The sequence below is a fragment of the Aurantiacibacter gangjinensis genome (assembly GCF_001886695.1).
Classification (GTDB): Bacteria; Pseudomonadota; Alphaproteobacteria; order Sphingomonadales; family Sphingomonadaceae; genus Alteraurantiacibacter; species Alteraurantiacibacter gangjinensis.
Genome location: NZ_CP018097.1, coordinates 624,016 through 637,446, shown reverse-complemented (window position 1 = coordinate 637,446; position 13,431 = coordinate 624,016). Strand labels below are relative to the sequence as shown.

Annotated in this window: 13 protein-coding genes and 1 tRNA gene; 3 read left to right on the top strand and 11 right to left on the bottom strand. The window is 59.7% G+C overall.

The genetic code is table 11. The features are described 5' to 3' along the window. Positions 1–33: 33 nt before the first annotated feature. From BMF35_RS03040 to BMF35_RS03020, 5 genes are all read right to left on the bottom strand, one after another. Positions 34–1,437, bottom strand: a complete 1,404-nt coding sequence (locus BMF35_RS03040; RefSeq protein ID WP_047006860.1) for a PAS domain-containing protein — start codon at positions 1,435–1,437, stop codon at positions 34–36. A gap of 161 nt (positions 1,438–1,598) precedes the next feature. Beyond that, the gene (locus tag BMF35_RS03035; protein ID WP_236781547.1) at positions 1,599–2,072 is read right to left on the bottom strand and encodes a DUF2141 domain-containing protein; all 474 of its coding nucleotides are present in this window, start codon (positions 2,070–2,072) and stop codon (positions 1,599–1,601) included. Next, the gene (locus tag BMF35_RS03030) at positions 2,039–2,752 is read right to left on the bottom strand and encodes a sterol desaturase family protein (protein ID WP_047007553.1); all 714 of its coding nucleotides are present in this window, start codon (positions 2,750–2,752) and stop codon (positions 2,039–2,041) included. The genes BMF35_RS03035 and BMF35_RS03030 overlap by 34 nt, the downstream gene beginning before the upstream one ends. 52 nt (positions 2,753–2,804) lie before the next feature. Beyond that, complete coding sequence (locus BMF35_RS03025; RefSeq protein ID WP_047006859.1) at positions 2,805–3,323, bottom strand: MmcB family DNA repair protein; 519 nt, start codon at positions 3,321–3,323, stop codon at positions 2,805–2,807. Positions 3,324–3,383: 60 nt separating this feature from the next. Further along, positions 3,384–3,785 carry a hypothetical protein gene (locus BMF35_RS03020; RefSeq protein WP_047006858.1) on the bottom strand — a complete coding sequence of 134 codons (402 nt, stop codon included), beginning with the start codon at positions 3,783–3,785 and terminating at the stop codon, positions 3,384–3,386. Between the two features lie 121 nt (positions 3,786–3,906). On the opposite strand from BMF35_RS03020, the gene BMF35_RS03015 reads away from it, so the two are divergent. Then, positions 3,907–3,983, top strand: a tRNA-Arg gene (locus tag BMF35_RS03015). A gap of 54 nt (positions 3,984–4,037) precedes the next feature. Here BMF35_RS03015 and BMF35_RS03010 read toward each other — a convergent pair. Next, the gene (locus tag BMF35_RS03010) at positions 4,038–5,264 is read right to left on the bottom strand and encodes a phage integrase SAM-like domain-containing protein (protein ID WP_052766046.1); all 1,227 of its coding nucleotides are present in this window, start codon (positions 5,262–5,264) and stop codon (positions 4,038–4,040) included. Between the two features lie 478 nt (positions 5,265–5,742). Here BMF35_RS03010 and BMF35_RS03005 point away from each other — a divergent pair, with 478 nt between their 5' ends. Together BMF35_RS03005 and BMF35_RS03000 are read left to right on the top strand one after the other, a co-directional pair. Continuing rightward, on the top strand, positions 5,743–6,723 hold the full coding sequence (locus BMF35_RS03005) for a thymidylate synthase (RefSeq protein WP_047006857.1): 981 nt from the start codon (positions 5,743–5,745) through the stop codon (positions 6,721–6,723). Then, positions 6,723–7,649, top strand: coding sequence for an alpha-glutamyl/putrescinyl thymine pyrophosphorylase clade 3 protein (locus tag BMF35_RS03000; RefSeq protein WP_047006856.1), 927 nt, complete (start codon positions 6,723–6,725; stop codon positions 7,647–7,649). The genes BMF35_RS03005 and BMF35_RS03000 overlap by 1 nt, the downstream gene beginning before the upstream one ends. A gap of 33 nt (positions 7,650–7,682) precedes the next feature. Here BMF35_RS03000 and BMF35_RS02995 read toward each other — a convergent pair whose 3' ends face one another. From BMF35_RS02995 to BMF35_RS02975, 5 genes are all read right to left on the bottom strand, one after another. Then, positions 7,683–8,783, bottom strand: a complete 1,101-nt coding sequence (locus BMF35_RS02995) for an ImmA/IrrE family metallo-endopeptidase (RefSeq protein ID WP_047006855.1) — start codon at positions 8,781–8,783, stop codon at positions 7,683–7,685. Further along, on the bottom strand, positions 8,783–9,097 hold the full coding sequence (locus tag BMF35_RS02990) for a hypothetical protein (RefSeq protein WP_156172127.1): 315 nt from the start codon (positions 9,095–9,097) through the stop codon (positions 8,783–8,785). Before BMF35_RS02990 ends, BMF35_RS02995 begins: the two co-directional genes overlap by 1 nt. A gap of 58 nt (positions 9,098–9,155) precedes the next feature. After that, positions 9,156–9,521 (bottom strand): hypothetical protein, encoded by a 366-nt coding sequence (locus BMF35_RS02985; protein ID WP_047006853.1) that lies wholly within the window; start codon positions 9,519–9,521, stop codon positions 9,156–9,158. A 130-nt stretch (positions 9,522–9,651) separates the two neighbouring features. Continuing rightward, a complete protein-coding gene (locus BMF35_RS02980; RefSeq protein ID WP_047006852.1) occupies positions 9,652–10,938 on the bottom strand; it encodes an McrC family protein in 1,287 nt (428 codons plus the stop codon). Beyond that, entirely contained in the window at positions 10,935–13,415 is a 2,481-nt protein-coding gene (locus tag BMF35_RS02975) for a ScoMcrA-related endonuclease (protein ID WP_052766045.1), read from the bottom strand. The genes BMF35_RS02980 and BMF35_RS02975 overlap by 4 nt, the downstream gene beginning before the upstream one ends. Positions 13,416–13,431: the final 16 nt, after the last annotated feature.

Sequence of the window (13,431 nt, the reverse complement as noted above, 5' to 3'; positions counted from 1 at the left end):
CCGCCCGCATGGCGGCTGGTTCCGATAACGGTTTCAGCCGATAAGTTCGCGCGCCGCCTTTTCAATCAGCGCGGTGTTGCCGGGCACTTCACCCAGCATCACCACATCGCCGCTTTCGGTGCGGCGGACCATGACCAGCGCAAATTCCTCGCCTTCGCTGGCGAGCGATTCGAAGCGGCGCGGTTCGATGGCGCGCAGTTTGCGGGCGATGGATTTTTTCGGCCCGCGCGTTTTCTTGGGGGCAGGCGGTGTGCCTTCCGCGTCGCGGCGGAAATCGCGTTCGGCGGCGATAATCCCTTTAAGGCCGCCTTCGGCATTGCGCAGGAATTCTGCCAAGGCGCCGCGCTCCACAGCATTACGCTTGGCCCAGCTGAGGACGGCGGCATATTCGGTGAGACGGGTCTTGTCGTATTCGCCGCCGAAGACGAGCTTCACGACCGGCGTCATCGGCGCGCGATCCTGCCTCGTCAGCCCGGAATCGGCCAGCAATTCTGCGAATTCGGCCGGCGTTTCGAATGCGGCGAGAGCGAAGTCGTATGCGCGCGACACCGCTTCATACAGGGAAGCGCGCGTGCGCTCTTCGCTGCTCTTGGCGGTCTGCGCCATCTCGCGGGCGACCGCCAGCCAGTCGGCCAACTCCATCTCCGCAGGATCAGCGACGGCGATATCGGTAGCGGCAAGGCCGGCAACCGGCGCAAGGTCGTCTACCGTATGCGTCAGTTCCAGCGGCTCTTCGATATCGAAAGCGGCAGGACCATCGGCCCAGTCCACCATGCCGGAATCCTCAGTGCGGCGCGGCTCTTCCGGCGCATCGAGAGCCTGGTCCACTTCGAGCAGCAGCTCGTCTGCCGCATCGGCCTCGGCCATCTCCTTCCAGTTGATGACGCCATAGATGAAATCGATCGTGTCATCGTCGCTGGAGAAAGGCAGCAGGATGCCGCGATAAAGGATCGTCGCGCCGCGCTGGTTGACGAATTCCGCCTCGAAACCGATCGGTGCCTGGTTGGCGATGATCTGCATGTAATGATCGGTGATGCGGCTCAGCAAAGAGCGTGCCGGGACATCCGAGAGGCGGGTGATGGTCGCGCTGCCGGCATCGCATTCCTCGGCCAGCTTGTCGCCCAGATAGCTGACTTCGGGATTGTCGATACCGCAGGAGAAATCGAGCAGCACCGAATGCGGGCCGAAATCGGGAAGGTTGTCCGGATCAAGATCCTCGATCGAAGGGAAATTGCAATTGTCGAGCAGGCTGGCCCAGAAATTGTAGGCGCGCACCTGCATGCGGCGCTCATCCGTGCCGATGGAAGGCGGCGGTGTGGGATCGTGATCCTCTTCCGGCTCATCGAAATCGACGGCAGGCTCAAGCCCCAGCGAATCGAGACCAGGGCCGAGGTCGGATGCGTCCAGAGCACCGAAATTGCCGCGCAGATTGTCCATCAGATATGCCTTCCAAAGCGATGCGCCCGGACTGCGTGCCCGGACCGTTTGCAAAGACACATTTGGCCATTTTTGGTAAAAATAGTGTAAAGTTGTGCCGGAGTTTTTGGCAGGTTTCCGGTGCGTTTCCGCCCCTTACGAAGCTTAATCCGCTTTCACGATCACAGCATGTAGCGCATGCGGATGGTCTGGCGCGTTGACGTCGTGCCGACTTCGATGGCGGCTTCATCGAAGCGCGGCGGTCCCATCCGTACGCGTGCGTCGCGCGAAAAGCCAAAGCCTTCGCGCGGCATCATGCCCAGCGCGCGATCGGCGCGGCCATTGTCGTTCTCGTCATGCAACAGGGCGATGGCATAGGTGCCGGGCGCGACGTTGCGGAAGCGCAGCGTGGTCGCCTCACCTGCAGGAACAACCGCGCTATAGCCGTTCGCGCTGCCCTGGCAGCGAGGGAAGCGATCCTCGTCTGCCGTCATGCAGGCGCGCACCACGCCATCCGCATTGCGGATATTGGTGATCTCCAATGTCACCGTCGTGCCAGCACCTTGCGCAGCTACGCCGGGCGCGCCCATGGGCACGGCCAGCGAAGCGGCAGCAGCGATGATCAGGGCGAAGCGAGGCCTTTGTCGGTTTTGCACAGTCGATCCCAAAATCTGAAATAGAGTCCGTAATTACAGCGATATTCGTCATGATGCCGCTGATGATGGCTGGCGGTTATCAGCCATCCCCCCAACCGCGAATGAACGAGCCATCGCGGAAACATCTCCCACCCCATGTGGTTGGTGACGCCCATCAGCGTCATAATGCCCAGCACCAGCCCCAGCATCGCCACATGTATGGGGATGAGGAAGACCAGCAGCGGAATGACCACGGCGCCTGTCAACGCCTCGATGGGGTGGAAACTCATGGCCGCCCAGGCCGTAGGTGGGCGGCTGGCATGGTGCACCGCATGGGCGATGCGAAACCATTTGGGCCGATGCATGAAGCGGTGGCTCCAGTAGAACCACGTGTCATGCGCGAAGAGGTAGAGAAAGACCGAAAGCGGCAGGTACCAGAGCGGGTATGCGGCGATATCGGTGTAGATCAGGGTCCAGCCGGCATTTTGCCAGCCCCAGGCGACGATGCCGGCGGGGATGCCATAGATTGCCGCCGACACCAGCGACCAGCCCATCTCGCGCCGGATCTGCGGGTTGAGCCCGGCATACAGACCTGGCCGCACCTTCGATGTCGCGAACGCGAATACGCCGCTCGCCGCGAAATAGCGCAGCGCAACGATCGCCGTCATGGCGAGCGCGGAAAGGATGATGGCCGTCCACATGGTCCCGGCCATCCTATGCCAAAGCGGTAAACGCTTTGCGAGCGCGAAACGTTCAGCCCGCCAACTCGCCGCCCCAACTGTTGCAATGCGGGTCCAGTCCGACCTGCAGCCGCCGCAGCGCCGTGCGCGCCAGCCGCTCTACCTCGACCTTGCGCCGCGCGGCAGCGAGCGGATGGCTGGGCGCGGGCCGCACGATCTCCGCATCGTAGCCATCGGCGACGATCACGCCGCAGCAATCGGGGCGGAAATCGTCATTTTCCAGCACGGCGCGATCCAGCTCGGGCGGCAGGCCCCAATAGAAGCGGTCGCAATGCTCGAGATAGTCGGGCCATTTGCCATCGCCCAACAGGTCTGCGCGCGAGGTCTTGATCTCCACGATCACGATCTTGTCCTTGGCGTCGACACCCATCAGGTCTGCCCGCCTGCCGCCACGCAGCGGCATTTCCGGAAGGACCCAGATATCGTTGCGCGCAAACAGTCGCCCGATCCCGCGGCACACCGCATGGGATCGCCGCGCGAAATCATCTTCGGATGGCGAGGGGACGGCGGCGAGGGCACACGAATCATTCATGCGGCCTGATTGGAACGAAATAGGAACACGGTCAAGACCGCGCTTCTCTGGCGCTATGCGTCAGGCGCTGCGGCGCGGTCCGTGCGTGCCCGATGGCGGCAACAGCGCGAGCATCTCTTGGCGGGCCTTGCTGAATTCGCCCCACAGCGCTTGCGCTGCAGGCTGCGGGTTTGCACCGCGCGCATTGATCGCCAACAGAGCGCTGATTCCCGGCTCCATCACGGCAGCAAGTTCCGCGCAGGCACGATCTGCCAGGTCGCGCCGCCACTTGGCCGAATCGCGCATGATGGCAGCGAAATTGCGGACCTCGCGGCTCGTTTCTTCGGGCGTGACGCCTGCCATCATCGCAACGACCTGCCCTGCCTCGCCCAAAGCGGCCCAGCGCAGGCTGGTGGAGCTGGCATTGGCGGTGGACTGCGAAAGTCCGCCAGTCGAGCCGAAGGTTTGCGATACAGCGTTCATCGCACTGCCGATAGCGGCGCGAGGTTGCCAATCGGTTATCGCATCGCGGATCGATCAACCGCGCCCGACTTATCGCTTGGCGAACCGCGCCGCCATTGCTAGTCGCCACGCCCTGATACAGGCACCCGTAGCTCAGCTGGATAGAGCGCTGCCCTCCGAAGGCAGAGGCCACAGGTTCGAATCCTGTCGGGTGCGCCAGCTTTTCCGCCGTTTACTGAACTGGGCGGCACACTAGCTCCGGCGAAACTCCGGCTAATTTAACGAGAACGCGCCTGGCGCGGCGGCTTCGATGCGGTCGATCAACTCTTCGGTGAGGCGAAGCGCATCGACGAGATAATCCTCATGATAAGGCGTGGCGTACTTGTCTGAAACGTTTGGTCGGATGTGGCCAAGCATCAGCCGCCCCTGACTCTCCCAAGCACCATTCGACTCCAGTAGAGGTCGTATTAGACTAGCCGTGCTGCGGCGAATGAGCTTCTCACCGCTTTGACCTTTGTCAGGGAATCCAAGTGTGCTTGCCATCTGCCGAAAGGCAGTTCGAACGGACGCACTTTTGACGAATTTCCCGACGTTTTCATTCAGAAGAGGGATTAGCTGTCGAGGAGCTCGAACCAGAGGGCGATACTTCTCCGACTGTTCGCGGCCAAAGGGATTGAGCTCGATGTAACCATTTCCAGGGTTCCATTGCTCGGCTTCTTCGGACGTTGAAAAATCCATGATTGCATCAGGCCGAGCCCAAGTAGCTACGCCGAGGCGAAGATATTGTAGGAGATTGCTCCTCTCGCGCTTCCATTTCTGTATCTGTTTGTCGCTGGAGTTTTCCGGAAAGTCCAAGGCCAGGGCGTATCTAAACATTCCGATGATCTGACTTTCCGAAGCTCGGAACCAAGGGGATTTACCCTCAATCTCGGACTTCTTCACGCTGATTGCTGCTCGATGCAGAAGCTTCCGGCTCTCGAACGCTTGATTGATCGCTGTGCGCAACATCGAAACGCTTGCCGCGACCGTCGTCGGCGAACGTTTCCTAATCTTTCCGGTAGGCGAGACAATATCTACCCCTGATGCCCACTTGCGGAATTTTTTTACCCACGCGTCATTGATTTCGTCGCATCGAGCGTCTTCCAAGCCTTTGGCTTCGAGATAAGCGAGAACGTGAGCTAACCGCGCAGTGGCGGCCTCGTAGTCAGTGCTCTCAAGGTATTCCGCGATAGCGGTGGCAACAAGCGGCGGAAGTTCGCCGCTGAAAGCCTGTCCGCAGGTGGGGCAGAATTTATGAGACTTTTCCCGCTTCTCGTAAAAGCGGTCTAGTTCTTCCTTCGCGAGTTCGAGATCCGACGTGCCCGTTGAATGGCTGCGACCCCTTCCTCCTTCGCGGTCGTAATAGAAGATGTAGAGGTTTTTAGAGCGGGCCGTTCCATCTGGGTTCGTGTCGAATGCGAGGTAGTAGTCGCCGCGTTCGTAAATCTTCTTCTTTCGCATTCTTTTTTCCTTTCGGCTGCAATCTCCTCATCCAGCCTCGTTAGAAATCCGATTTCTACGAATACGAGCAGCTCGTCAGGCTGCAGTCGCAGCCCGTGCCCTCCATCGAATTTCTTGGTGAACCTCGAGCGCAAGTGCTCAAGTGCGGCAAGTTTCTGGGAATCATCGGAGGGAGGCATGGCGCCATCCTCCCCGGCTATGCATTGCTAGGCGATTTCGCTGCCAGTCCCCGTGGCATGCGCTTGTCAACCGCGGGCTCAGCGCTTTTCTGTCGTTCGAGAAGATCTGGATCTGCATCTTTGAGCTTAAAGGATGCAGATCCGATTTTCCCAAGCACTTTTTTATTCTGTCTGAATTTGGCTCTGGTGGCGCCGTCCGTGCATAACCCTCTGAGATCTGTCGTGGTCGCCTGTTGCTCGGGGGGACAGCGCGTCTAAACGTCTAGCGAATTAGCTGTGCTCTGTTCGAGGGTAGGAAAATGGAATTTCTTGGCGAGGGTCTCGATGATGTTCTCAACGATCTTTACCATGCCCTTCTGAACGATGGCGTGCATAACGTGAGCACTAATGGAGGTTCGCTTGAGCTTCTCGGCGTGACGCTGCGGATCGCCAAACCGCGCGCTAGGCTAAGCCGGTCGCAGACTAGGGCGCGACCATTTAGCGCCCTTGGCGAGCTCCTTTGGTACCTATCTGGATCGGACGAGGCGGCCTTCGTCGGCCCGTACATTCCTTTCTATGTAAAAGATGGAAAGCCAGCCGTCGTGAACGGCGCCTACGGTCCTCGGATTAGGTCGCGACACGGATTCGACCAACTCCAGGCGGCCATAGAATTACTACAGCGGAAAGACGGCAGCCGCAGGTGCGTGATTCAGCTCTATGAAGCAAGGGACCTTTTGGCAGATGATGGCACTGATATTCCGTGCACCACTACCCTGCAGTTCCATCGTCGAGGCGGTGTCCTTCACATGTCGGTGGCTATGCGGTCCAATGATGCCTATCTGGGCCTCCCGCATGATGTGTTCTGCTTCACCATGCTCCAAGAGCTGGTCGCTGCCGAACTCAAGCTTGAACTTGGCGAATACATCCACATGGTCGGCAGTATGCACCTATATGACCGAGACCGAGGCCGGGCCGAGCGATACAGGAGGGAGGGTTACCAGCGGGCCGCTGAAATGCCGGCGATGCCCCACTCTAATCCCTTCAAGAAGATCGACGATTTGCTCGCATTCGAGCAGAAGGTTCGAGCCGGCAAGAGTGTCGATCCGAACGGGGACCTGAATGATCCCTATTGGTCGGATATCGGCAGTCTCATACAGATCAGTTTCGCTGGACAGGACGACGAGGTCATCAAGGAAATTTCGGTAAGAATGCATAGTGATATCTATCATTCTTCGATCGAAGACCAACGCGATCGCATTGCGGAGCGGATGCGGAAAGCCAACAAGGCGGAGGATATCTAATGCAGTGGCCCAGCCGTCAGCCGCGCAAACAGCAGATCTCCGCTCAGCTTCTCTCCCATCACCAACAGGTTCGACCGCTTCCGGGCTCCGCGGGCTTGGCCGCTCGCGATACGCTTGCAATGCAGATCGTGGCGAGCCTTCGAAGAGAGGAGTATTACCAGGTCATCCAGCGGCGCGGGCCGATAAGCCCCAGGCGCGCTGATCCCCACCATGACAGTTTTGAGGCGGAACTCGGCGTTGTCCATTTTATTCAGCAGAATGCGTATGACGAAGCCGCATGGCTAATCTTCCTCATGGTCCATCTCGGTAAGCCCGCAACCGACGGGTGGCGCCGACTACGCGACATCTACGGCAAGCTTGGGCAAGGGCGATGGGATTGGGCTGCTGGCAGCACCAATCCTGCCGCATTCGAGCAGTGGCTTGCAGCTAACTGGCAATCGATAAGAGGCAAGTTTGGTAACCATCGCAAGTATGAGAGCCTCGATCCGAGCAAGCAGCGGGCTATGGGCCCAGCCGTCGTAGACTACGTAAACTGGGTGAACGCCGCTGGCGGCCACCAAGCGCTTTTTTCTCAAATCATCCTGACCGCCGGCAACGATCCCAATGTAATCTTCGACGCATTCTACAAGGCGCTTCCGGTGAAAGGATATGGACGGTTGGGGCGGTTCGACTGGACGACGATGCTCTCGCGATATGGCTTCGCACCGGCCGAGGCAGGCTCGGCTTACTTGAAAACAGCGACCGGGCCGAAAGCAGGAATGCGCCTTCTGTTCGCAGGCAACGCGAATTCAGGCACCGGGTATGTTCCACTTCAACAGTGGCTTGATGAGCTAGATACAACCCTGCAGGTGGGCATGGAGGTGCTCGAAGACGCGATTTGCAACTGGCAAAAGAGCCCGACTGCTTTCGTGCACTTCAAAGGATAGAGCCCAAGCGAGACAGCGTGCGACCGCTTTCGGTTAGAGCGCTTCTCTGATTTGGTCCCACGTCCAGTGGCGGCGGAGCCGCCGCAGAGCCCCATGAGCGACGATCCCGCGATGCTGCAGCTGGCCGAGAATAAGCCCTGGTGCCACCCCCAGTGAGACAGCAAATCTCCGAATTGCATCATCTGTAGGGGCGAGACTCAACAATTCGGCCTCGCGTTTCTCCGGAACAATCATGCGAGCGGCGAATTCATTCGCCTCTTTTTCGCAAGAATCTTCCTCGTCTATGCCCTCAGCATCCACAAAGGATGAAGCTTCATGAAGAAGCAGATGGCCGATCTCATGGAAGAGCGTGAACCAGAAATGGTCGTCTGCACGATGCCTGAAACTCATCAGGATCATCGCCTTGTCCGGCGCAATCATTCTGCTTGCGCCGCTCGCGCGGCAACCTTGCGGAGCCTTTGCGACTACGAGCGCAACGCCTGCGTCAGCAAGCATCGTCACCAACTGTGGCATAAATCGGCTAGGCTTGCTGATCCTAGACAGCGCACGAATCTGTTCGAGACGGGCCCGAAGTGCATCGCTGGACCACTCGGCCGTTAGGCGAAGATTGGCATCGAGCTCCCCTTCGCGCAGCCACATTGACGTTGCGCCATCATGCTGGGTGAATGCCAGCGACCGACGGAATCTGGCGTGGCTCTGATGAGGCCCGTAGCGCGCATCCCAAGACTTCAGCGTGCTGACCCCGAAATATGCTAATCGACGCTCGAGTTCTGCCGAGCGCCTCTTCGCTGTGATCCGTCCCTTGCTCCCGGGAGCAGGGATACGGTCCAACCAAGCATTGGCTTCCTCGTCCGACAGTTGATTGACCGCGTGGGTCAAGGCTTCCTCATATTTCGCCTGCCTGGTCTTCCAGAAGGCAGTGGACCCCCCAAGCATGGCCGAAAGTGCGTTAGCGGTGTCCTCGTCGATGGTGCCAACGCCACTGGTCAAGTCGCGAAGTTGCTCCATGCCACCCTTTAGGCGCTCTGCAAGCGCTCCGGCAGATACGCTACGCCGACGCATCGCTGATAGCACGCTATCGCCGGGCCTTGAAAACCAGTCTTTTTCTTGAAGTTGAGCTTCGACAGTGGCCATCACGATATATCAACTAGCATAATTCGACGCACTTTCCCCCACGCGACACTACCATCGACATCGCGCGGCAGATCTTCGCCGACCGCTTTAAACGATGCCCGGTAGTGTGGACCGAACGGGAAGAAAAGGGAATCCCCTCCCACAATTTTGCCCCCTCGGAAATCTATCAGTTCGTCGGCGGTAAGAAACGACTCCGCTTCAGCCAAAAGCTCGTGCAATTCTGCGGCTGCACCCGGGCCGAGTTGCGCTTGGGCCACCTCAATCTTCGTGCAGATAGCTTTCAGTTTTTTTGTGCTAAAAGAAACGTTTAGCACAGCCCCTCACATACGCCACGAGGCATCTTTCTTGTTGGCATAAGTGCTTTTCGGAAGGTCACTGCGGGAGTGGCGAACCATGGGGCTTGGCGGCCTGCTTCGCGCGGATCGTCTCGATGCGATCCCAGTTCCGCTCCAGCTCGCTGTCGCCGGCCTCGTCCATATTGATTCCAGAAGCGCTGCATAAAGCCGCCAAAGTCACCATGACGCCACCAACTTCGAGATCCGGTTCTCCAACTGGACGCTCGTAGACGTAATCGACTAGCGCCAGCGCATCCTCACGCGAACAATCGTTCGCCTGTGCCAGCTCCAGCGCTTCCTCGAGAAACCGATGCGTCCGTTCAGCGCGATTGGACCGGACGGCAACGGGAAAGCAGGCCTCTAGCCAGCTCTCAACCCGTTTTTGGAATGATGTGATGCCCAAGTGGCTCCCCTTTATTGCTTATCACATAGTTGTAGTTGGCAAGTCCGGACAAGAGAGATGTAAGGGCGGCGGCAGGGCATGGTCTCAAAAGTCATGATCCGGAAAATCTTCCCAGTCGCTGCATGAAAGATTACTCGGGTGGAGCGAGAAACAGCTCTCCGACCGTTTCAGCCAGTGTCTGGCAGACCTCGGCTCCCGAGCCCGACATGGGGATGGCGATGGTGTCGAGCCGCTCAGGACCAAACGCAATGCCTCTAATTTTAGATCTTGCTACCCATTCACCGTGGCCCGCCGGATATAGCAGTGCCAGCCGGTCGCAGCGATAAAGCCTCGAATAAGCCATCATCTGGTAGGCATCGGCCTGCGCGATGCCATCGGCGAACCGCTTCCACTTGGTATCGATCACGGCCAGCACCTCGCCCTCGCGGCGCACAAGAATGTCGGGACGGGTGCTGTGGCTGTCGCCGATACAGTCGGTTCCTTCGTTCCAGGGTCCGAGACAATGGCGATGGCCGCCTTGGGCGACGACTTCCAGTCCAGTGCCGTTTAGCGCTCGCCGCAGCTGGACCGCGATATAGCGTTCGAATAGGTCATTCATCGGGAACAGCAGCGTCATTCCCTCAGGGTCGCTCGCGCTGGCGCGCGTGTCCTGCCATTGCTGGCCTAGGAGCAGCCGGGCCAGTTCGATCAACGCGCGCCAGCGCAAGCTCGACCGGTCGATCCTGACGGATCTCCAAGGCAGGGCTTCGGGACGAATGTCGCTCACATCACTGAGCATCAGGCGCAGTTCGGCGAGTTTGCGCCGTGTCGCGGCGGCACGCGCATGCTTCTCGACCTTCACCACGCATGCCTTCATCACCTGCATGAGCGGGATGTCGCTATCGAGTTCGTCGAACCGGCAGGCGAGCCGATCGGGGCGCACGGCATTGACGGTGAATTGCCGCACCACGTCGAGTGTGCCGCGCAATGCCTTGAGGTCCTCCTCGTGGCGCAGATACTGGCGTGGGAGGCCGCGCCGCGCCTCGGCGAGCAGCCGTTCGGCGAAAGCGCTGATGAAGATTTCGAGCAGCGACTCCGCCTTGCGCGCCATGGTACTCGTCTCGCCGGTTGAAAGTCCCAGGCCCAGTGAGACGTCGAGCATATGGACCAGCTGTCCGCGCACGCTCGATTCGTCCTCGACCGGCGCCTCCGGGTCGACCTTGGGCAGGACTTCGAGGCTGCAGCGCTCGCCGGCGATCACCCCGACCATCTGCTGCGCGCGCAGATAGCGGTGATGGTCGCAGAGGATGTCGGTTCCGTCGCGACCTCCTAGGCGATGCGCGCGCGCCGCTGCGAGCAGCGTGTTCGCCTCGCCCCGCGTGAAACCGCCATCGCCGACCGCGATGCGTTCCCATTCGCGAACGGTTCTGTACGTCACACCACCTCGTCGGCTTCGGGAGATTCTGCCGGAGCGGTCCCGACCAGCCTGGCATAGGCATCGCCCGCGAATTTCTTACGCACGCTCCAGCTCTCGCGCTCCTCTCCGTCCTGGCCGGTGGGATCCCCGAGCATGCGGCAGTCGAGGAAGCCGCCGCCCTTGCCGCTGGGTCCGCCAAGGACCGCGGCGACCCGGCTCCAGTCCTCGAAGAAATATTCTTGGAGGAGCGGGATGACCTTGTCGTGCATAACCGCGTCGATCTCGTCGCGGGTCGTACAGCCGATAAAGAAGGCATGGCCAATGCGGTGTTCGCGATCGACCAGGTATTCGATCCGGTCGTTGATCGTCTCAAGTACGCGCCTCAGTGGGACGCCGTCGACATTCTCGCCAAGGCGCTCGGAATCGGGCGGGGTCTCGCGGAAAACGAAGCGCCGCCTGAGTGCGGTATCGAGCAGCGCGATCGACCGGTCGGCGGTATTCATCGTGCCGATGAGATGGAGATTGGGAGGAACCGAGAAGGGCTTTTTCGAATAGGGCAGTCGCACTTCGAGCGCATTCATGCGACCCGCGCGTTTGTCGGGCTCGATCAGCGTGATAAGCTCGCCAAAAATCTTCGAGATATTGCCGCGATTGATCTCGTCGATGATCAGCACATAGGGCTCGGGCGCCGACGCGTCGCTGCCCGCCGACTGGCTGTTGATATAGCCCTCCAGCGCGGCGAAATCGAGTTCGGCGCGGGTGAGCAAGTACGCCGCGCGCATCGAGAAACCCTTGGAATAGATGTCCTCGACCGGGGCGCCGGTCTGGTCGAACCAGAGCCAGTCGACCGTGCGTCGATGCGAATAGACGCCGCTCTCGCGCGGCGCGTATTCGTAATCTCCGGTGATCTCGCCGATCGCCCGGAATCGCGAATTGCCTTTCGACACTACTACGATGTCGCCCTTCTCCATCCAGTTGCGGAAGATGAGCGGACACTGGACCCGACCGGTACGTGCTGTCGGGCTAGGCCGGTCATTCTCCGGATGCTCTACATCGTATTCGCGGCAGGCCGCGATGATCGCATCGCGCTCTTCGAAGCGATCGTCGCTCCAGTCGATATCGTCGTAGCCGAGGAGGATATGGCCCTCCTCGAGCGCTTCCTCGAAAAGGTAATCGTCTTCTGAATTGGCCGCTTCGCCGATCGACAGCTTGAATACCTGCCGGTCGCCGATGGTAAAGGCGCCGCGTCCGCCGCGGCTGATGGCAGCGCGGTGAGCGATGCGTTGGAACACGCCTTCCTCGGGTTCGAGCGAGAAACCTGCCTTCGCTTCACCCGTCTCGCCCTCTGTAGAAGACTGCTTGGGGCGCATCCCCTCAACGAATTCCTCGTAGCTGTAGCTCTGATGGAAGGTGACGAAATCGATCCGCCTCGCTTTGACCAACTCGTGGTAGCGCCGCATCAGATCCTCGCGAGAGGAGGGTGTGACGCCATCGCACAGCCTGACGGCCTCGATCGCCGTGCTCCAGGTTTTGCCGGTCCCGGGAGGCCCGTAAAGGATCAAGTTGGTGGTCTGTGCCATGATGCCGTATTCCGTATCTTCCTCGCTATCGTACTGTTCGACGCTGCCCTTCGGCGGCACGCCGATCTCCTGTGCGATTTCCGCGTCGAGTTCGTAAGCGACGAGCTTCTGCTTGCCGTAACCGACGTAATTGACCGGGCCCTTGTGGACGGACTGGACACGCGCGGGCAGACCTTCGATCAGCATTGCGCGTGCGACCTCGGCAAGGGTCGCGACCTCGCGCGCATCCTCTGATCGGTTGCTAGCGCCCTTGGGCTTGACTTTGAACATTGAGCCTTTCGAACCACCATTGCGGACCGGCTGGAACGCCGCTCCCTGCACATCGAACAGTACGAAAGGTCGGGTCGGGCCACCCGCAGCCTCGCCCTTGACGATCTCGAAGCCCAAGCTTTCCAGGTGGAGCCTTGCATCCGTTCCGTTAGAGGTCTGACCGTCGAGCGGGGCACCATCGGGCATGAATTGGTGGGCGACCCCGAAGATTGCCTTGGAGGGATAGCGCTTACCCTTGCGCAGGACCCAGTAGTCGATATTCTTGCCGAAGCCGTAGGTCGCGAGGAATGTGTCGAAACCGACGTCCTCGCATTCGTCGACCGCCTTGTTCACCGCCGGAACGTCCGGTCTTGCGACCGTCCCTTCTCCGCGAAAGCGGCGGTAATAATTCACGGTGGTGCGCAGATTGCTTAGGTCGCGATAGAGATCGCTCGCCAGCGGGACCTTGGATGGGTTCGGTTTGTCATCAGCCTTATCGCTCGCCGAATAGCGCAGCGTCTTCATAACAGCGTTTAGCTCGTCCTCGTCGTATAGCTGGTCGAGGTCGCCATAAGCTCGGTTGAGTTGCCGTGCTTCGGACATCTTTGTCTGGACCGTATTCTTGCGGTAATTCTTTTCAAGCCAGTCCCGGAATCCTTCTTCGTTCACGCAATTCTCCCTAAAG